Source organism: Micrococcaceae bacterium Sec5.7, assembly GCA_039636785.1.
Lineage (GTDB): Bacteria > Actinomycetota > Actinomycetes > Actinomycetales > Micrococcaceae > Arthrobacter.
Window position 1 is genome coordinate 4,203,395 of sequence record CP144169.1, and the last position, 19,758, is coordinate 4,223,152.

Here is a 19,758-nt window from a genome sequence, read left to right on the forward strand (position 1 = left end):
GGTAGTCGAGCTTGTCCAGACCCATGCGCCGGGGTCGGGTCCGGCGGCTTCGCCGGATTTGGGGCCGTGCCCGTCCCCAGCCGCTCCCAACCCTCGCAAGCTCGAGTCGGGGCCCTCGCGGCCGTGGGCCCATCGCGGTGCCCACCACGCCGCGGCCCCCAAATCCGGCCTCGCCGCCTCAGCGGTCAAGTCACCTATGGGGGAGCTCACCTTACTGGTCGCCGTGCGGGGCGAGCGGACAGTTGCCGTGCATCAGTTTCATCGGGGCGCCTTGCGGGTTCTTCGGCCGCATTACTTGGATCAGAGCGGGCAGGTTTGTTATGTGATGATCAATCCTGGCGGGGCTTATCTGGGTGCCGATTTGTACCTGATTGACGTTGAAGTGGGGGACGGGGCGAAGCTGCTTCTGACCACTCAGTCGGCCACGAAGATCTACCGGACGCCCGGGTCGTTTGCCGAGCAGCGGATGCGGTTGAAGCTGGGGGAGGGCTCGCAGCTGGAACTTGCTCCGGACCAGCTGATTGCCTACCGCGAGGCCAGCTACCGGCAGAACACCCACATCACCGTCCACCCGTCGTCGAGCCTGGTGATGGCAGAGGTCATCACGCCGGGCTGGTCGCCCGACGGCGACTCTTTCAGGTACGAGGAACTCCGGCTGCGCAACGAGATCCACGTGCAGACGGGGCACTCCGACGGCGCGGCGGAAGCAGAGCTGCTGGCCCTGGACAACCTGCTGATCCGGCCGCCCGTCACGGACGTCACCGGCATGGGCTTTATGGAGGGGTTCAGCCACCTGGGCTCGCTGACGGTGGTGGATCCGCGGGTGGACCAGGCACTCGCCGACGAACTCCACCAGCTGACCGCAGGTCATGACGCGTACACCGGTGTGTCCCTGACCGCCAGCATCGCCGGGACCACCGGCCTCGTCCTGCGGTCCCTTTCCAACAGCACCGAAGAGCTCAACCGGCTGCTCGGCGCCTGCACCAGCCTCCTGCGGGCACGCTGGTACGGCCAGGCGCCGCTCAACTTAAGGAAGTACTAAATGGCCACGCTCGCGGCATTGGCCACCATGTACCGGCAGCGGGAATCCCTCCCGCTCAAGACCCGGCTGCTTTGCACCTTTGGTGCCGTCGCCGCGCTGCACGCGGCCGCCGTCGTACTCCTTGTTGCCGGAGTCATGGGCGCCGGGACAGCAGGCGGCGGGCAACCGCTGGCTCTGGGACTCGTCCTGACCGCATACCTGGCCGGCATCAAACACAGCTACGACTGGGATCACATCGCCGCGATCGACAACTCCACCCGGAAGTTCGTGGCCCAGGGGAAAGACCCGGTCAGCGTTGGCTTCGCGTTCAGCCTGGGCCACAGTTCCGTGGTGCTCCTGGCCGGCGTGCTGGTGGTTGCCGGCGCCTCGATGGTAGGGCAGTTCATGGAAGACGGCACCGCCGGAAATCTGGTGCTCGGCCTGATCGGCAGCGGTGTCTCCGGGCTGTTCCTGCTGGCCATGGGGGTTTTCAACGGCTCGGCGTTCCTGCGGGCTGCGCACGTGTACCGGAAGGCGCAGGGCGGCGGAAGCATCGCCGTCGAGGATCTCGAAGCGACAGGCTTCATCGCGCGACTGCTGGCCAAACCGCTGGCCAGGGTGCAGCGCCCCCGCAACATCTATGTGATCGGATTCCTCTTCGGGCTGGGTTTTGATACCGCCACCACCATCGGCCTTCTGGTGATGACGACGGCGGCCTCGCTGGCAGGGGTTTCGCCGCTCGCCCTGATGGCGCTGCCACTTGCGTTCACGGCCGCCATGACGCTCTGTGACAGCCTGAACGGTGTGGCCATGATGCGGATGTACAGCTCGGCCATCCACAACCCACAGCGTAAGCTCGGCCTTAACGCCCTCATCACTGGAATTTCGGCGCTGTCCGCCTTGTTCATCTCCATCATCACCCTCGGCGGCTTCTTCAACGCTGCCTTTGGGCTCGATGACCCGTTGACCAGCTGGCTGGGTTCCATTGATCTGGGCGAAGCGGGGGTGCTGCTCGTTGCTGTCCTGTTGCTGGCGTGGGGCCTGGCATCGCTGCGCGGACGTCATCCTGCCGCAGGGTCAGTGGTTTCCGAAGCCGGACGATGAATATCATCGCCGGATCCGGAGCCTGACCCCTCTTAAGCCGCCGTGTTGTTAACCAGGGACAGCGGTTAAATCGCAGCTTGAGTTAGCGGATTCGGCGAGGAACCCCGCCCCGATGGGGTTGTGATCGGCGGGATCCTGATGGGTAAGACCGGTGGCGTGGGCTACCACGTCAGCCAGCCGGCCGTTGCGTTTGAAGGCTTGCCGCTGCTGGCTGGCACCCGTTCCCTGAAGGAAGATCCTTTGCAGGGACTCAGCGACATAGGCCTCGTCCCCGGCCTCGTCCAGGGCATCCCGGACATGGTCGTGGAGCGCGGTGAGGACACGTCTTGCTGTGTCTGGCTTGTGGGTCATCGGGTGGAGCAGCTCGCCCTGGACACCCCAGCGGCTGGCCAGCCAGGCCGCCTGGCGCAGGACGGCGGCGGGCACCATGTCCAAGGGCTGTCCGGTTTTCCATTCCCGGGCCGCGGTCTCCACCAATGCCCGAACCAGGGCCGCGATCAGGACGGCGTCCCGGGCATCAAGGCAAACATCGGCCACGCGGATCTCGACGGTCGGGTGCCGGGCAGACAGGCGCGCGTCAAAATCAGGGTTGGTGACCACCCCGGTGCCTGACAGCTCGGCCACGCGTGCGTGGTAGGCCTGTGCCGAGCCGAAGACGTCCGTGGGCCCGGCGGTCGTCCACCGGTTCCAGGCCTGGGTGCGGAAACTGGCGTAGCCGCTGTCCGTGCCGTTCCAGAACGGTGAATTCGAGCTCAACGCTATGAGCGGCGGCAACCAGGACCTGATCCGGTCCAGGACGGCGACGCCCTCCTCATCCGAGCTGACGGAAACATGGACATGGAATCCGCAGGTCAGCTGCTCGCGTGCCGTCAGCGCGTACTTTTCCACCAGCGCGTCATAACGGTCGTTGCTGGTGGCGTGGGGTGAGACTGGCACCGGGGACGTGGCGAGGGCCGCGATCCGCGCGCCCGTTTTCCGGGCCAGGGAGTCGGCATAGGCGCGGCCCGCCCGTATCTCGGCGGCGAGCCCGCTCAGGCTGCTGTGGGGGCGGGTGATGACTTCGATTTGTTCCTGGTGTAGCTCGACAGCCAGCGTCGGGTGAGCGGAAGGGTCCGCCGCCTGGCTACCCGGGTCATGGAGGAGCAGCAGGTCTCCAGCCAGAGGCAGGGGACTGCCGTTGCAGGGATCAACGATCAGGAATTCTTCTTCGACACCAAAAGTACGCACCCTACAAGTGTGGCGGACAAAGCGACAGCGGGCGACCACACCTCGGAGCCTGCACGGCCGAGCGCCTGGGATCCATGCTGAACTACTTTCGCGAAGCGTCAGAGGTACGAAATGCGACGCCCGGGCGGCGCATCTATGACTATGTCTCTGCTGCCCTACTGATCGCAGTAGGGTCTGTGTCTTGCCGCCGTCGTACCTGCTGGATTTTCCTCGCCGTTGACGTCGCCATGTGGCCGCTGGACGCTTTCCTGATCAGAAAGTGGATCAACGAAGACGCGCTCAGAGCGTGTCGAGCCGACCACGCTGGCTGATTTCCGGGTAGGGGTCTTTTTTAGTCACAATTGAATTTGACCTCCAGGCCCGGCTATTCCAATGGCCGGGCCTGGAGCGTCTTGGTGGCCGTTTGGAACAGGCTCACCTGTTGCCGGTGCGGAGGATTTCAGGATTTGCGCAGTGGGCCAGGGGCTGTCCGCGCAGGTATCGCCCAACGTCTCCGGCGACGATTTGTGCGGCTTTGGCGGCTGTTTGCTTACTCGCGCCGGCCAGGTGTGGTGTCATGACGATGTTGGGGGTGGTGAGGAGGCGCGATCCGGTGGGGATGGGTTCTTCGGGGAAGACGTCGAATGCGGCGCCGAACAGGTGTCCCGAGTCGAGGGCGTCGCACAGGGCCTCATAGTCAAGCAGGGCACCCCGGGCGCAGTTGATGATGATGGATCCTGCGGGCATGGCGGCGATCTGGGCGGCGCCGATCATTTTGGTGGTTTCCGGGGTGACACGCGCGTGCAGGCTGATGATCCCGCTGCGGGAGAGCAGTTCGTCGAGGTCTACCTGTTCGGCGTTTCCCGCAAGGACATCGGCGGTGACATAGGGGTCGTGGACCAGGACGTGCGCGCCGAATCCCTGCAGCATTCGGGCTACGCGGCTTCCGATCGCGCCGTATCCGACGAGCCCGACGGTGTTGCCTTCGAGTTCGGGTCCGACGTTGTCGTACATGTAGTAGTCGCCCCGCCAGGTTCCCGAGGATAGGTCGGCGTTGGTCTGGGGTATGCGCCGGACGGACGCCAGGATCATGCCCAGGGTGTGTTCGGCCGTGGCGGCGGCGTTGCGTCCGGGGGCGAAGGTGACGGCGACGCCGTGTTCTGTGGCTGCCGCGAGGTTGGCGTTGACGGGGCCGCCGCGGGTGATGCAGAACAGCCTGAGCTCGGGGCAGGCCTGGAGGACTTTCTCGGTCAGAGGCGCCATCTGGGTGACACAGATCTCGGCTCCTTGGAGGGCTTCGATGAGTTGTTCCTCGGTGCCGGAGGCTTCGTCCACTTCGGCGATCTTCCCGAACGGGGTGAGCGGCCAGGGCAGCGTCAGTTCGGCAAAGGCGATGTCGGCTGGTACTTCGCGTCGGACGGCGTCGACGAGGAGCCGGTTGAGGACGAAGTGGTCTCCTGCGGCGAGGATGCGGGTGGTCATGTGGAACTCCTAAGGGTGGGTCGGGTCAGGATGCGGGGGCGGCAGCGAGAGTCGGGCTGGCCGCGGATTTCTCCGTCAACGGTCCGAGGGGTGTGTTGTATTGGAGGAGCCCGGCGTGTCCGTCGTCCAGGCGGATCGTGGTCAGGGCGCAGTTTCCCAGCGAAGGAAAGACCCGTCGGTATTCGCTGAGTGGGATACCAAGGAGCCGGCACAGTGCGAGCCGGATGGCCGTGGTGTGGGCGACAACCAGTACGCGGCCCCCGGGTTGTTCCCCGGCGATGTCGTGAAGGCAGTCGATAAAGCGGGCCGCGGCCCCGGCTGGGTCTTCGCCGCCTGGTAAGGGGAAAGCGGCCGGATCGGTCTGGAAGGCTTTGCGGGCTGCGGGGAACTTTGCTTCCATTTCGGAACCGGTCATTCCCTCGCCCTCACCGAAGTCGAGCTCGCGCAGCCGCGGGTCGATGTTCAGTTCGTGGCCGGTGGTCTCGGCGCAGCCTTCGGCGGTGCGCCGGGCCCGGCTGAGGTCCGATGACCATACGCCGGTCAGCCCTGCGGTACCGGCCCAGCGGGCGAGTTGGGATGCCTGCTCTACGCCGCGGGGTGTGAGGGCGATGTCGCTGCGTCCCGCGTAGCGGTTTTCGGCGTGCCAGATGGTCTCGCCGTGCCGGACCAGGGTGATGCGTGTCATGTTGCTGTCCTTTCACGGGCATGTGAGGCGACGGCTGCTGGGAGCCAACCGCGTTGTTCCAGTTCCCCGACGAGGTCGAGGTAGGCGGCGTCATACCTGCCGGCGGATCCGTTCCGGGGTTCGATGATCCGGCGCATCCGTACCATCTCAGCCGCCACCTCGGAGGCCGCTCTGCCCGGGGATGCCGCGAGGACGGCCATGCCCAGGGCGGGCTCGGCGTTCTGCGGCAATGTCACGGGACGGCCCAGGATGTCGGCGCGGAGCTGGCACCAGTACTCGCTCTTGGTGGCGCCGCCGGTGAGGATCAGTTCGCCGTCCACGGGGGCGCCCAGGAGGTGAAGGTAGTCGAAGCAGAGCCGTTCGATGTAGGCGATGCCCTGCAGGATGGCGGCGTACGTTTCGCCGTCGCCGGCGGCGTTCCCGAGCAGGAATCCTTCCGCGTCGGGTGCTAGGAACGGGAACCGCTCACCCCGGGACACCAGAGGGTAGGCAAGCACGCGGGACGGTTCGTAGGATCTTGCCAGGCTCTCGAGCTGCGCCAGATCCCTGCCGGAGAAGTCACGCGAAATAACACCGGCACCGGTGCTGGACGCTCCGCCGGGGAGCCAGTCCCCGTTCGGGGCCTTATGTGAATAAACAACCCCGAGCGGGTCTTGGAGCAGATCCCGGGTGACCCCCTTCAAAACCAGTGTGGTGCCCAGAACCGAGTTCCAGCTGCCGACTTTCAATGCTCCTGCGCCCAGCTGGGCGGCGCAGCCGTCGGTGGCCCCGGCAATGACGGGGGTGCCTGCGGGGAGGCCGGTGGCCGCGGCGGCTGCGGGGCTGACGGTCCCGATTTGGGTGCCGGAGCGGACGAGGTCCGGCAGGATGGTCAGCGGGATGCCGAGGTCCTGCATGAGACCTTCGGGCCACTTTTCCTCGATCAGGTGGGCACCTGTTTTGAGCGCGTTGCTCAGGTCGGTCGGGACGTCCCGGCCGGTCAGCCGGCGGTTGATGAAATCGCTCTGGTGCGCCAACCGCGCATCTGCGATCGTGTCGTGGTGTTCGCGCAGTAGCCAGAGAAGTTTCGGCAGGGCCCAGGCCGGCTGCATGCGCTGGTAACCCAGCTCGCCCCAGATCCGGGCGCCCAGGTCGTTGACCCGTGCCGTCTCTGCGGCGGCACGGCCGTCGTCGTACATCAGCCCGGGCGTCAGGGGCAGCCCGTCACGGTCCATGAGCAGGATGGTACCGGAGGTCGCGTCGACGGCAACGCCGCGGACTGCGGCTGCCGGGACGTTCCGCAGCGCATCGGTGGATGCGCCGCTGACGGCCTCCCACCATTGCTCCGGGTTTTGCTCGTGGCGCGGTCCGTCCCGGTGGCTGGTGAGTGTCCGGCTGCCGGAACCGACGACTTTACCGGTCCCGGTGACAGCCAGCGCCCGTACGCTCTGGGTCCCGAGGTCTATGCCTACCCACACCTGATCAGCTGAGCTGGATTGGGGCGTCACGGGGTGCTCCCTTCCTGAGTGGGTGTGGTCTGCTGCGGCTGGGCGGGATGAGGGTGGCCGCCGCGTTCCCGTTCCGCCAGACCGGGATGCCCGCTGCCCGTGTCTGCGGAGCGCTGCCGCATCACGGCCAGCCTGGGCCAGGCCAGCTTGGTGACCTCCCGCAGGGCCAGGAAGTCTTCGAAGAGCTCGGCGTAGAAGGCCGCCCGCGAGGGGTCGGGCGTGAAGGTGTCCCGGATGCGTACATACCAGGGGGCAACTTCCTCCACGCTTGCGGCGCCTCCGGTGGCGACCAGCCCGATCAGGAATGCTCCTTTGGCTCCGACTTCGGTGTCTGTTGACCGCAGCACCGGGATGCCGGTCACGTCGGCGATCAGCTGCAGCCACAGGGCGCTTGCCGCTCCTCCGCCGCAGACCCGCAGTTCGGTGGGCCTGTCGCCGGAGGCCATAAGGCAGTCACGGATGACCAGGGTGAGCCCTTCAAGGACCGCCCTGGCGATGTGCTCGCGCCGGTGCTCGAAGGACAGTCCCAGGAACGTGCCGCGGGCCAAGGGATCCAGGAACGGCGCCCTTTCCCCCGCGGGGGAGAAGTAAGGCAGGAACATCAGGCCCCCGGCGCCGGGCCCGCTGGCCGTGGCGAGCTGCGTGAGTGTCTCGGGGTCGTCGAGTCCCAACAATTCGCAGGCCCATTGGATGACCTCACCGCCGGCGAGGGTGGGGAAGGACCGCAGGAACTTTCCGGGCAGTCCGGGGGCGATGTTCAGACCGGCAGCTGGTTCGCTGATCCGGATTTGGTCCGTGATGATCTCGGTGCACAGCGTCGTGCCGAGGATGCTGCAGGCCTGGCCCGAGCTGACCGCGCCCACGCCCACAGCGGTGGAGGCGATGTCGTAGGAGGACATGACAATGGGCAGGCCCGCCGGCAGGCCCAGCAGGGTGGCGGCGTGACGTGTCAGCTCCGCGACCCGGTCGTCGTCGCCACGGATGGCCGGCAGTAGATCCAGCGCCCATTCCATGTCATACAGACCCAGCAGGTCCGGGGAGTAACGGCGGCTGCGGATGTCCATGAAGGGCGCGGAGGCATCGGATTCATCGACGGCGAACTTGCCGGTCATCTGCGCGAAAATCCATCCCCCACATGTCAGCGATGCGTGGGAACGGGCAAGCCTGTCCGGATCATTTTTACGCAGCCAGCTCAGGATGACGTTCGGCATCCCGGAGGACGTCAGCGAGCCGTTGATGGGGAAGGCCCTTTCAAGGACGCCGGCATGGGTCCAGGCGGACAGAATGTCCACTCCGCGGCCGTCGTTCCACAGTATGGCCGGGCCGGTCGGTGTCCCGGCGGCGTCAACGAGCCAGCTGCCGTCCCCCTGGGCTGTGATGGCCAGATAGTCCACCTCGGACTGGAGCTGGCGCACCACGCCGCGCACGGTGAAGACAACGGCGTCCCAGACCGAGAGCATGTCCTGCTCCGCCCATCCCGGACGGGGCCGGGCCACCGAGGTGCTCTGGCGAACAACCACGACCTCGGTGCCTTCCTCGTCATACCCGACTGCCTTGATCATTGTGGTACCGGCGTCAACACAGATGACTGCCATGACTGAACCGTCCTTCCTGGGGTAGATATTTCCTCGCCGGGGTCCGCTGGCCCCGGCGTCGACGCAGCCCCGTGGCTAGGCCTTGCCGTGCGAGGTGCGGGAGCGGCGGGAGACGGAGTCGAGCATGACAGCCAGCAGCAGGACCACTCCCGTGACCATGAACCGGAACGATGCGTCCAGGTTCAGCAATGTCAGCCCACTGGAGATCGACTGGATGACAACAATGCCCAGGATGGCGGAGAAAGCGCTGCCCCTGCCGCCGAAGAGGCTGGTGCCGCCGATGACGGCGGCAGCGATGGCATTAAGGTTGACATCCCCGCCGCCGCTGCCCTGGTTCGCGGCCGCCAGGCGTGAGGCGGCCAGCAGGCCGCCGACCGCTGCCAGAGTGGAGCAGGTGACGAAAATCGAGGTGTAAATAGCTTTGACGTTGATGCCCGCCCGGCGGGCTGCTTCCGCGTTGCCGCCGACTGCATAGACCGACCGGCCCCATTTGGTCCGCTTTAACAGGTAGTTCATGATCAGGGTCAGGGCAATGAAGAAGACGAACATCCAGCCCACACCGCGTGTCTGGTTCATGTACCAGGTGACAACCCCCAGGCCCAGTAACACTAGGACACTGCGGGACATCATCGAATGGACTGCCATGAAGGACAGTCCCGCGTTGCGGCGCGCCCGGGCGTGGAGGTAGTCCGTGGCGAACAGGCCGCCGGCTGCGACGACGACGAGCACGTAGGAAAGCCACGGCGGGACGAAGGCGAGCTGGGCGAAGTAGACGAGGGCTGAATCGAAGGGGAGGTTGATGGATCCCTTGGCTCCGAGAACATATAGCTGCAGTCCAAGGAAGCCCAACAGGCCGGCGAGGGTGATGACGAAGCTGGGCACCCCGAAGCGGTTGAAGATCTGGCCGTAGACCCAGCCGATGGCAGCGCCCATGGCCACCGTGGCAATGACAGAGAGCCAGGCGGGCCATCCCATGTTGACGACCGTCACGGCGACGACGGCGGCGGACAGACCGCTGACAGAGCCGACGGACAAGTCGATCTGGGCGACCAGGAGGACGCCGACGATGCCCAGGGCGATGACGCCTACAGCCGAGCTTTCCATGGCCAGGTTCACCAGGTTGGCGCTGGAGAGAAAGATCGGGTTCAGGCTTTGAAGGATCGCCCAGATGACGATGAGTCCGGCGACGACGGGCAGGACGCCGAGATCACCGGAGCGTGTCCTGTCCACGAAGGCCTTGAGCTGTCCTTTGATCCCGGTGCGGTCCTGGAGCCGCTCGTCCTGCAGATCCAGGGCCCGGGCCTGTGCCGTTGGTGCGCTTTTGCTGTTCATTATGCGTAAGTCTCCTCGCTGGGGTTGGAAGGTCCGGGCGTTCCGCGTGCGGCGGTCCGGCGGGACACGACATTGTCGGTGGCGCCGGTGATGGCGGCGATGATGTCTTGCGGGGAGACGTCGCCGACGTTGAAGACGCCGTTGTTCCGGCCGAGCCGGAGGACAACCACCCGGTCGGCGACGGCCTTGACGTCGGCCATGTTGTGGCTGATCATGATGACCCCGTGTCCCCGCTCGCGCAGCCGCTCCACCAGGTTGAGCACTTCCGCGGTCTGGGCTACGCCGAGGGCCGCGGTGGGCTCATCCAGGATGACGATTTTGGGGTCCCCCAGAAGCGACCGTGCGATGGCTACGGTCTGTCTCTGTCCACCGGAGAGGGAGGCGACCTGCGTGCGCAGGGAGGGAATTTTGGCGGAGAGCTGTTTCAGCAGCTCCCAGGACCGGGTTTCCATTTCGACCTCGTTCAGGCGCAACGGCGAGATTTCGCGGCCCAGGAACAGGTTGTCGACGACCGTCAGGTTGTCGCACAGAGCCAGGTCCTGGAAAACGGTGGCGATGCCCAGGTGCAGGGCGGCCATCGGGGTGGGGATGGTCACTTCGTTGCCCTCGAAGGCGATGCTCCCCGAGTCCGGGGCGTGCACGCCGGAGAGCACCTTGACCAGCGTTGATTTGCCGGCACCGTTGTCCCCGACGATGGCGACGACCTCTCCCGCAGCCACATCGAGTTCTATATCCATCAGCGCAGCGACGGCGCCGAACGATTTATTGATGCCCCGCAGAGCCAGAAGCGGCGTTCCGTTCCCGTCGCCGGCGACGGTGGGTGTTGATGACATGGGATCCTCTAAGCAGTAATTGTGGTTGATACGGTGGACCGGCGCCCCGCCCGGAAGAGGGGCGCCGGTGCTCTTATTTGATGCCGGCCTTGGCGCAGGCGGCCGCGTACGTGGCCGTGCAGAGGTCAGATGCCTTCAGGATGCCGCTCTTCACCAGGGCCTCATTGAGGTTGTCGATCGTGACCACGGTCGGGACGAACAGTTCCGACGGGGTATCAAACAAGGTGGCCTTGCCTTCGGGCTTTTCGCCCTTGGCAAATTTGTAGGCGATGTCCGCTGCCGCTTCGGCGACAATCTTGATGGGCTTGGAGATCGTGTTGTACTGGTCTCCCGCAATGATCCGCTGAGCCGCCGCAAGCTCGGCATCGTTACCTGTCACCGCCGGCACCGGATTCAGGCCGGCGGCTTTGAAGGCGGCAATCGCGCCGCCGCCGGTGCCATCGTTGGCTGCCACAACGCCGGCGATCTGTCCCGGGAACTGGGTGATCTGTCCGCTGACCCAGTCCTGGGCCTTGGTCGGTTCCCAGCCCGGGGTGTCGTATTCGGCCAGCAGCTTGAAGCCGCTGGAGTCCACGGCCGAGTGGATACCCTTCTTGATCAGCCCTGCTGCCGCATCCGTCGGTGAACCATTGACCTGGAGCAGGCCGCCTTTGGCGTTGGTCTGCTTCAGGTGGTCCACCAGCGAGGCAGCGATCAGGGAGCCGATCTTTTCGTTGTCGAAGGACACGTAGTAGCTGGCCGGGACGGCGGGGATCGGCCGGTCGTAGGCGATCACCGGGACGTTCTGTGCCTTGGCCGTGTTCACGATGGTAGCCGCGGCAGCCGAGTCGACCGGGTCGATCACGATTGCCTTGACCCCCTGGGCGAGGGCTGAGTTGGCCTGCTCCTGCTGCTTCGCCGCGCTGGCATTGGCGTTGGAATAGACGACCGAACAGCCTGAACAGAGGGCCTTGAGCTTGGCCTCGAACAGCGGCTTGTCAAACAGTTCATATCGGGTCGAGGCAATGTCGGGCATCAGGAACGCAATCTTGGCGTTCGATGCGTCACCGCCGCCGGCACCGGACGGACCCTGCGGTGACGAACAGCCTGCGAGAGCCGCCGCGGCGGCCAGTGCCGCAAAAGTGACCGCGGCGGCGTGCTTATGGAAGTTCTTCATTGAAATCCTTCTCTCGGGTTGAGATGTACGACTCCGGGTGATCCCGGTCACTGTCGCTATGCCAAGAGTAACACTTATTATGTGAATTTGGTCAAGAAAAATGTTAGTCTCATTCAGAGGTCGCAAGGTATTATGACTAGATGCCGCATACCGCAATGAGTCCCGGCCAGCCAACATCAAAGGCGAAGGTGAGCTGATGAATGAACCGAATGCACTGAAAAAACCACGCCTCAGCCGTCAGCGGGAGATTGTCGAGCACGTGGTCAGTGCAGGATTCGCAAGTGCGGCCGAACTTGCCGCCCTCACGCGGGTGAGCCTCATGACAGTTCACCGCGACATCGATGACCTGGCCGGCCGCGGCATCCTGCGCAAGGTCCATGGCGGTGTTTCCGCGCTGCCGTCCACGGTGTTCGAAGCCAGCTCGGAAATACGGATGCAGATCCAGAGCCCGGCGAAGGCCGCCTTGGCTCACAAGGCACTGGAATTCGTCGAAGCCGGCATGTCGGTCATGCTCGACGATTCCACGACGGTACTCGCCCTCGCGCGACTGTTGAACAAGGTGGGTCCGTTGACGGTCATCACTAATTACCGCCAGGTGATCGAGGTGTTCCGCGAGAATGACGACATCCGCCTCATCGTTCTCGGCGGCCAGTACTCCCGCACACACGACTCGTTCATCGGCCTGCCCACCGACGGCTCAGTGAGCTCCTACGCCGTCGACATCGTTTTTCAATCGACGTCAACCATGGGTTCCGAGATGACGTACCACCAGGAACAGGATGTCGTCTTCATGAAACGAGCCATGCTCAAAGCAGGCACGAGGCGGATCCTCATGATGGACGGAAGCAAGGTAGGCCGGACCTCCCTTCACCGCTTCGTTCCCGTCAGCGAATTCACGGACATCATCCTCACCGACGATGTGCCAGCCGAGGAGCGTGAGGCAATCGCGGAGAACTGCCAGGTACATCTCGCCACGCTCGCACCTCACCGTTCAGGCCGTGCGGAAGCCGTCTAGGAATACCGGTTTCGAGCTGTGAAATGCGCAATTGGCCGGCAGCGTTCCACTCAGCACCAGGCGCCGGCAGGAACTAAAGCATCCGAACCGTGAAAGACCGACATTCCCAACTGTCAATCAATCCTTGGGCAGGCCCGTGGCCGGTAGGACTTTGGGGGCGGATACGGACGACGCGCAAACGCGGCAGCGCCAGGAGGAGACTCTTGATCGCCGTCTTGAGCCCAGGAACGTCTGAAATCGTGTCGCGTACCTGCCCCCGGCCTGCGCCAAGATCTTGGAGCCCTGACAACCGGGAAAGGTCAGGCTAAATGGCCTTACCAGGGTTCAGGATTCCCAGCGGATCGAATACCTCCCGAATCGAATGCTGGAGCCCGAGTGAAATATCACCCAACTCGGCTTGGAGCCAGTCACGTTTGAGCAGCCCCACGCCGTGTTCCCCGGTGAGCGTTCCGCCCAGGCCCCTCGCGAGGTGGAACATCTCGCCTAAGGCAATCTTGGCCGGTCCTTCAGTTATGGATTCCTCGTGATCCATGACAATCATGGGGTGCAGGTTTCCGTCCGCAGCGTGGGCGATTGTGAAGATCCGTACCCCTGTCGTTTGGGAGATTTCCTCCAGGCCGGACACCGCTTCGGCCAGCCGGTTCCTCGGCACACCAATGTCTCCGATAGATACCCTGCCCATGCGCTCCAGTGCCGGAATCGCTGCCCGGCGGGTTGCCATGAGCCGGTTGGCGTGGTCAGTATCGGCCGCTTTCTCATATGAGCTTGCGAAGGGCTTAATGGCTTGGATGAGTACATCCTGTTCCAGGAACGCCCCGTATCCGTCGGTCTGGGCGAGAAGGAAGGCACCGCCCCGCGCCCGGTGGCCAGTTCCGAGTGCATCGTCAACAGCTGCAAGCGTTGGACCGTCCATCAGTTCCAGGACAGAAGGCTGCAGCCTTGCAGCAATAATGGCCGACGCCGCTCGGGCGGCACGGGAGACATCCGGAAAGTAGGCCGCCACTGTCGCCGTGTGAACCGGCCGGGGACGAAGGCGGAGCGTTGCTTCGACAACTACTCCAAGCGTCCCTTCCGAGCCGATCATCAGGGCGTTCAGATCGTATCCCGTTACGCCCTTGATGGTTCCTCGCCCGGTGCGCAGCACCCTTCCATCAGGCAGCACGACGCGAAGGGCCAGTACTGATTCACGGGTTACGCCGTACTTTGCGCACCACATCCCCCCTGCGTTGGTGGCAATGTTGCCGCCAATGGAACAGATGGCTGTGCTGGCCGGATCGGGGGCGTAGAAAAGGCCGTGTTCCCCGGCGGCAGCGTTGACCTCGGCATTGAGCACGCCGGGCTGGACAACAGCGATCTGTTCGACTGGGTCGATGTGAAGGATTCGGTTCATCCTTGAAAGATCCAGGACGACCTCTCCCGCCTTCGCTGAGGCTCCTGCGGCAAGACCGGTGCCTGCACCTCGAGGAACGACCGGAACGAGATTGGCGGAAGCGAGCTTCATGGTCTCGATGACGTCCTCAGCCGACTCCGCGTAGACGACCCCATCGGGCAGTGTTGCCGGGGTGTACCCCGAACGGTCCTTGCCCGCCCGAAGCCGGTCTTCGTGCTCAATAGAAGCGCTGCGGGAAGCGTTGAGGAGGACGGCTGATGCTGGTGTATCAGCCGGTGCGGAGTTGGTGCTCATCAAAAACCTCTTTGTTTTCTGGATGAATCCGCCGAGGGTTTGCCTTTTCAGAGGCGACGCCCCGGGCGTCTTTTTTTCGTGGACGTGCTTGTCCGTTATGGAACCATCCAGCCGCTCACTGGGGAGGGTATTGCGAAGAAGCCACCGGCCGATGCGAGGGCGAGTCCGAGGCTTGTCGTCTGGCCGGACAGTTTCATCACGAAAGTCCGCGCCGGTCCGGCGCTGACTGTGAGAATGGTCCGGCGCAGTACGTGACGCTGCCGACGGCGGCGATTGCTCCGGCCACGTGATCGGCGGAAAATGTTCCTTTGAAGCTGTCCGGGGTACTAAGGATGCTCATGGTGCCGGCACCCCCGCGACGACTTCGTGTTCCGGGCGGTTTCCCCCAGCCATGGCGACGGCATTGCGGGCGCAGATCCTGGCCATTTCCGCCCGGACCGACGTCGTGGCGCTTCCAAGGTGCGGAAGCAGCACCGTGTTGGGCAGCTCGGCAAGGCCCGGGGACATGGACGGTTCGTTTTCGTAAACGTCCAGGCCGGCCGCGGCGATCCCGCCGTTCCGCAGCGCCCGCACCAGGGCGGGCTCGTCGACGACGGGCCCGCGGGCTGTATTGATCAGGATTGCCGAGCTCTTCATCCTGCCGAGAACGTCTTCATCTACCAGATGGTGGGTTTCCGGGCTCAGCGGCACGTGCAGCGACAGGAAGTCGCTGGTGGCTACGAGTTCATCCCAGCCTACGGCCCGGGCCTCGCCGCCGAATTCCGCCAGTTCGCCGGCCGTGACGGGTCGATGGCCGGGTGGCCGGGGGCAGAAGATGATCTTCATGCCGAAAGCGATGGCACGCCTTGCCGTCGCTCGGGCAATCCGGCCAAAACCGGCCAGGCCCAGGGTGGCCCCGGAGACATCCAGCCCCAGCATGAATTGGGGCTCCCAGCCCATGTAGCGGCCGGCACGCATCAGGGCATCCGCTTCCACGGCGCGGCGGGCTGTGGCCAGGATCAGCAGCAGGGTTACGTCAGCCGTTGCGTCCGTCAGTATCCCGGGAGTATTGCCTACCATGATCGAGTGCCGGGCGGCCGCGGAAATATCAATGTTGTCAAAGCCGGCAGCGTAGTTGGAGATGCCGGTAAGCCGCGCCCGGGCGAGCAGATCCGCGTCGAGCCGGTCGCGGAGCTGGGAGACCACGACGTCGTAGCTGCCGGAGGCGCACTCCCGGCTCAACTCCTCAGGGCTCAGCCGGAATCCCGGGACGTGGACAGTGCCGGCGGCACGGAGTATCTCCATGCCAGGTGACGGAATTTCCGTGGTCACCAAAAAGGATAGACGGTTCACTGGCTGACCGCCTGCCCGGTCCGGACAACAACCTCGTGCCCCAGCCGCTCCCGGATGGACACCGTGGCCTGGGCGGTGCGCGGGAACATCGCATCGGCGATGCAGGTGGCAAGCAGTGCAATTCTCATGGCTGCCTCTCAGCGGGGACTGGCCCCGGCTAGTGTGGTCTGACCATAGTAGGCATGTGGTTTCTGTCTCGTCCAGCCACAGGCGATCCGGTGATGCAGATCACACCACGCGGCAAAGAGTGAGCTACACTCGTGTGGTCAGACCATGATGGTCGGACCACATTTATGGCATGTCACCCGTTCGCTCAACGTGGAGGAACCCCGTGGACCATTTCACCCCAAGCACCGACCCGGTGTTGAACAGCATCGGCTGGTCAGCCATCGCCGGCCTGCTGCCGCTGGTCACATTTTTCATCCTGCTCGCCGTCGTCAGAACCAAGGCCCATGTCGCGGCAGCCGCCGCCCTGTTCATGGCCCTCGTTGTCGGTATCGTGGCCTTCAACATGCCGGCCGGCCTCGCGCTTCTCTCAGCCAGCCAGGGCGCTGCCTTCGGCGCCTTCCCGGTGCTCTGGATTGTCATCATGGCCGTGTGGCTCTATCAGGTGACCGTGCTCAGCGGCCGCTTTGAGGATCTGCGCCGCGTCTTCGACGTGATCGGCGGCGGCGATGTGCGCGTGCAGGCCATCCTCGTCGCGTTCTGCTTCGGCGGCCTACTGGAGGCCCTCGCCGGTTTCGGAGCCCCCGTAGCCATCACCGCCACCATGCTGCTTGCACTGGGAATTGCACCGCTGAAGGCCGCTGCGGCCGTGCTGGTCGCCAACACGGCGCCGGTTGCCTTCGGTGCCGTGGCTATCCCCATTACAACCGCCGCTGGGCTGACCGGGCTGCACGCGGACCATATAGGCGCCATGGTGGGCCGCCAGGCTCCGTTACTGGCCACGTTTGTGCCGCTGATCCTGCTCTTTATCCTGGACGGACGTAAAGGTTTGAAGGACTGCTGGCCGGCCGCTCTCGTCACCGGCCTCGTCTTCGCCGCGGCCCAGTTCCTCTGCTCCAACTACTTCTCCTATGAGCTGACCGACGTTGTCGCCTCGCTGGCGGGCATGGGCGGCGCCGTGGTGTTCCTGCGGTTCTGGCGTCCGCGGGGCAGCGCCGAGGCCTTCGGTCGGCTGGGCATTGTTCGGACGGCGCAGTCAACCGCCGGCGCGGGCTCCTCGGGCGCGGGCTCCGCCGGCCGGGGCAGCCGTGTGGCCGTGATCGAGGAGCCCGCCGGCGCGGAGCGGCTGACGCCGGGGCGCACCTGGCTGGCACTTTTTCCGTATTTCCTGGTGATCGTGATCTTCGGTGTCGCCAAGCTGTGGAAGCAAGGTGCGGACCTTCCTGCGTTCCTGGCCTCGACGGATATCAAGATTCCGTGGCCGGTCCTGCATGATGCCCTGGTCAATGCCGAGGGCGGGCCTGTTTCCACCACCGTCTACAAGCTCCAGTGGCTGTCCAGCCCGGGAACCCTGCTGCTCATCACCGGTATCATCGTCGCGGTGGTCTACTCGAAATGCGATGAGGGGGGCCGGTTCCGGCTTTCGGTCCCTGCGGCGCTGGCGGAAATCTGGAGAACCGTCGTGAAGATGCGCTGGGCCGCCCTGACCATACTGACCGTGCTGGCACTGGCCTACGTGATGAACAATTCCGGGCAGACGGTGTCCATCGGTACCTGGCTCGCCGGCACGGGCGGCTTCTTTGCCTTCCTCTCTCCCGTGCTGGGCTGGCTTGGCACCGCGGTGACCGGCTCGGACACGTCATCGAACGCGCTCTTTGCCAAACTGCAGCAGACAGCCGGACTCAAAGCCGGCATCGACCCCAATCTGTTGGTATCCGCCAACACGTCCGGAGGGGTCGTGGGCAAGCTGATCAGCCCTCAGAACCTGGCCATCGCCGCCACGGCGGTGAGCATGGACGGCCAGGAATCGGCCATTCTGCGCAAGGTGGCGGGCTGGAGCGTCGGAATGCTCCTGCTGCTGTGCATCCTGGTGTTCCTACAGTCCACCCCGGTTCTGGGTTGGATGTTGCCCTAGCCTCCGGTCTGAACGTCCCGCCATGCCGGAGACGAATCGCCGGTTCCGGCATGGCAGGATGAGGATGTGACAATGAAAGAGCCAAAAGCGGCAGGAATCCAGCGCACCTCGGACGCGGTTCTTCACAACATTGAAGCGGACCTGCGTGCAGGGCGCATCAAGCTCGGGGACCAGTTACCCGGCGAACGCACGCTGGCAGAGACCTATGGCATTTCCCGCGCTTCCGTTCGCGAAGCCATCCGCATCCTGGACGTCATGGGGGTGGTGCGCACCTCCGCCGGGTCGGGCCCCAAGTCCGGGGCCATCGTCATCTCCGAACCTTCCGCAGGACTCTCCTCCGCGCTGCGCCTGCACGTGGCCACCAACCGTCTGCCGGTGGCGGATATCGTGCAGACCCGCATCCTGCTGGAGACATGGGCCGCGCAGACGGCTGCCCTCAGGGATGAGGCACCGGATGTCCTGGAGCGGGCCGGGCAGCTGCTCCAGGCCATGGACGAACCGGACGTGGACCGCGCAATGTTCCACACCCTGGATGCCCAGTTCCATGTGGCTCTCAGCTCCCTTGCCGGCAACGCCGTGATCGAGACGATGATGGACTCGCTGAGCGGTTCCATCCGCGGTTACTCCAAGGACGCCATGGAAGGCTTCGAGGCCTGGCCTGAGATCCAGGCCGTCCTGCGCTTCCAGCACCACAGCATTTTCGAGGCCGTCCAGGCACGAGACGGTGAACTGGCAGCCCGGTTGCTGCGTGAGCACATCGAATGGTTCTACGCCCAGAGGCAGCGAGCCTGACCCATCAACCGGCGGCCGCCCAGGACAGCCCTGCGCACTGGGGTGGCGCCGGCGGCGCAGTGCCAGGGCGGCACGCGGCGCCTCTGTAGAGACGCCTTCTCAGGAGACCTGCCCCGGTTCTTCTACTTGGCCATTCCGGCATGAACCGGCACGAACTCGATGTTGTTCTTAGGGTGGACACTTTTCGTCGGGCCCCGCGAATATCCTTTCGCGTCCAGTTGATTCTGCGCTCGGTACACGGCCAGGGCTTCGTCATAGATCGCATTGATCTGATGGCCAAAGAACACCTCCTGCGACCCGCCGATGAAAGTGATGGATATGAGCGAGTTGTCAGGAAAATGCCTGTTCATGCGGATGAAGCCGTCGGTATCCTGCTGGAGATTAATCATGTGATTCCCACTTTCGTGATCGAGAACTTCCAGTCTTCCGTAACTTCCTTCGTTCCGTGTGACCGGCACCGCGGATGGCAACCTTTCGATCAAGAGGATTCGTACCACGACATGCCGGACAGGGCTCGCTAGAGCTAACAGAGGGTGTGACCTCACGGGATGTTTGAGGCCCTGTGGGGGACACCGGCGGCGCCGGCAGCGGCGACCAGAATGGTCGCACGCGCGGCGTCCATGCGCTCTGTGACCTCGAGCTGAGCTACCCGGCTTCTTCGCCGTCCCAGCTGACGTGAACCCACCGCTGCCCCTCGCCGTCCCAGGACTCCGAGTGCCCCAGCAGGGCGAGATCCTCAAAAGTGGCGTCGATTCCGTGGCTCTGAAGAGTGTCGCGAAGTTCTTGTGTGGCCTCCCGGACCGCTAAAGCTACCACCTCGGGGCCATCGGACGTGACGCGCCGGGAAGCTGCAAATATTGCACTCATGGACACCATTGTTCACGATAGGCCCCTCCATGGAAACCGCCAAGACCGCAGCGCCGGAAGCGACACGGCTGAGGATCCACAGCAAGT

Annotated in this window: 18 protein-coding genes and 1 pseudogene; 5 read left to right on the forward strand and 14 right to left on the reverse strand. The window is 64.6% G+C overall.

What is annotated here, in order from left to right; genetic code table 11:
* Positions 1–196 precede the first annotated feature (196 nt).
* Positions 197–1,042 carry an urease accessory protein UreD gene (locus V3C33_20080; GenBank protein ID XAS67680.1) on the forward strand — a complete coding sequence of 282 codons (846 nt, stop codon included), beginning with the start codon at positions 197–199 and terminating at the stop codon, positions 1,040–1,042.
* A complete protein-coding gene (locus tag V3C33_20085; GenBank protein XAS67681.1) occupies positions 1,043–2,125 on the forward strand; it encodes a nickel transporter in 1,083 nt (360 codons plus the stop codon).
* Positions 2,126–2,173: 48 nt separating this feature from the next.
* On the opposite strand, the gene V3C33_20090 is transcribed toward V3C33_20085, so the two are convergent.
* From V3C33_20090 to V3C33_20125, 8 genes are all read right to left on the reverse strand, one after another.
* Entirely contained in the window at positions 2,174–3,352 is a 1,179-nt protein-coding gene (locus V3C33_20090; protein ID XAS67682.1) for a glutamate--cysteine ligase, read from the reverse strand.
* Between the two features lie 414 nt (positions 3,353–3,766).
* On the reverse strand, positions 3,767–4,813 hold the full coding sequence (locus tag V3C33_20095; protein ID XAS67683.1) for a 2-hydroxyacid dehydrogenase: 1,047 nt from the start codon (positions 4,811–4,813) through the stop codon (positions 3,767–3,769).
* 25 nt (positions 4,814–4,838) lie between these two features.
* The gene (locus V3C33_20100; protein XAS67684.1) at positions 4,839–5,498 is read right to left on the reverse strand and encodes a histidine phosphatase family protein; all 660 of its coding nucleotides are present in this window, start codon (positions 5,496–5,498) and stop codon (positions 4,839–4,841) included.
* Entirely contained in the window at positions 5,495–6,985 is a 1,491-nt protein-coding gene (locus tag V3C33_20105) for an FGGY family carbohydrate kinase (GenBank protein ID XAS67685.1), read from the reverse strand. The genes V3C33_20100 and V3C33_20105 overlap by 4 nt, the downstream gene beginning before the upstream one ends.
* The gene (locus V3C33_20110) at positions 6,982–8,580 is read right to left on the reverse strand and encodes an FGGY-family carbohydrate kinase (GenBank protein XAS67686.1); all 1,599 of its coding nucleotides are present in this window, start codon (positions 8,578–8,580) and stop codon (positions 6,982–6,984) included. Before V3C33_20110 ends, V3C33_20105 begins: the two co-directional genes overlap by 4 nt.
* Before the next feature lie 75 nt (positions 8,581–8,655).
* On the reverse strand, positions 8,656–9,912 hold the full coding sequence (locus V3C33_20115; GenBank protein ID XAS67687.1) for a sugar ABC transporter permease: 1,257 nt from the start codon (positions 9,910–9,912) through the stop codon (positions 8,656–8,658).
* Positions 9,912–10,745, reverse strand: coding sequence for an ATP-binding cassette domain-containing protein (locus V3C33_20120; protein ID XAS67688.1), 834 nt, complete (start codon positions 10,743–10,745; stop codon positions 9,912–9,914). Before V3C33_20120 ends, V3C33_20115 begins: the two co-directional genes overlap by 1 nt.
* A 73-nt stretch (positions 10,746–10,818) precedes the next feature.
* Positions 10,819–11,901: a sugar ABC transporter substrate-binding protein gene (locus tag V3C33_20125; GenBank protein ID XAS67689.1), complete on the reverse strand. Its 1,083-nt coding sequence runs from the start codon at positions 11,899–11,901 to the stop codon at positions 10,819–10,821.
* 196 nt (positions 11,902–12,097) lie between these two features.
* On the opposite strand from V3C33_20125, the gene V3C33_20130 reads away from it, so the two are divergent.
* A complete protein-coding gene (locus V3C33_20130) occupies positions 12,098–12,916 on the forward strand; it encodes a DeoR/GlpR family DNA-binding transcription regulator (protein XAS67690.1) in 819 nt (272 codons plus the stop codon).
* Positions 12,917–13,220: 304 nt separating this feature from the next.
* Here the strand turns inward: V3C33_20130 and V3C33_20135 are convergent, their stop codons facing one another.
* The 4 genes and pseudogenes from V3C33_20135 to V3C33_20150 form a co-directional block, all read right to left on the reverse strand.
* Positions 13,221–14,600, reverse strand: coding sequence for an FAD-linked oxidase C-terminal domain-containing protein (locus V3C33_20135; GenBank protein XAS67691.1), 1,380 nt, complete (start codon positions 14,598–14,600; stop codon positions 13,221–13,223).
* Positions 14,601–14,796: 196 nt separating this feature from the next.
* Positions 14,797–14,940: a hypothetical protein gene (locus V3C33_20140; GenBank protein XAS67692.1), complete on the reverse strand. Its 144-nt coding sequence runs from the start codon at positions 14,938–14,940 to the stop codon at positions 14,797–14,799.
* Complete coding sequence (locus V3C33_20145; GenBank protein XAS67693.1) at positions 14,937–15,911, reverse strand: D-glycerate dehydrogenase; 975 nt, start codon at positions 15,909–15,911, stop codon at positions 14,937–14,939. Before V3C33_20145 ends, V3C33_20140 begins: the two co-directional genes overlap by 4 nt.
* A 47-nt stretch (positions 15,912–15,958) precedes the next feature.
* Positions 15,959–16,060 (reverse strand): annotated as a pseudogene (locus V3C33_20150) ((Fe-S)-binding protein).
* Between the two features lie 203 nt (positions 16,061–16,263).
* Between V3C33_20150 and V3C33_20155 the strand changes: the two are divergent.
* Both V3C33_20155 and V3C33_20160 read left to right on the forward strand, forming a co-directional pair.
* Positions 16,264–18,012: an L-lactate permease gene (locus tag V3C33_20155; protein XAS67694.1), complete on the forward strand. Its 1,749-nt coding sequence runs from the start codon at positions 16,264–16,266 to the stop codon at positions 18,010–18,012.
* Positions 18,013–18,084: 72 nt separating this feature from the next.
* Positions 18,085–18,804 (forward strand): FCD domain-containing protein, encoded by a 720-nt coding sequence (locus tag V3C33_20160; GenBank protein XAS67695.1) that lies wholly within the window; start codon positions 18,085–18,087, stop codon positions 18,802–18,804.
* A 122-nt stretch (positions 18,805–18,926) separates the two neighbouring features.
* Here V3C33_20160 and V3C33_20165 read toward each other — a convergent pair whose 3' ends face one another.
* A complete protein-coding gene (locus V3C33_20165) occupies positions 18,927–19,193 on the reverse strand; it encodes a hypothetical protein (protein ID XAS67696.1) in 267 nt (88 codons plus the stop codon).
* A gap of 256 nt (positions 19,194–19,449) precedes the next feature.
* Positions 19,450–19,671 (reverse strand): hypothetical protein, encoded by a 222-nt coding sequence (locus tag V3C33_20170; GenBank protein XAS67697.1) that lies wholly within the window; start codon positions 19,669–19,671, stop codon positions 19,450–19,452.
* Between the last annotated feature and the right edge of the window lie 87 nt (positions 19,672–19,758).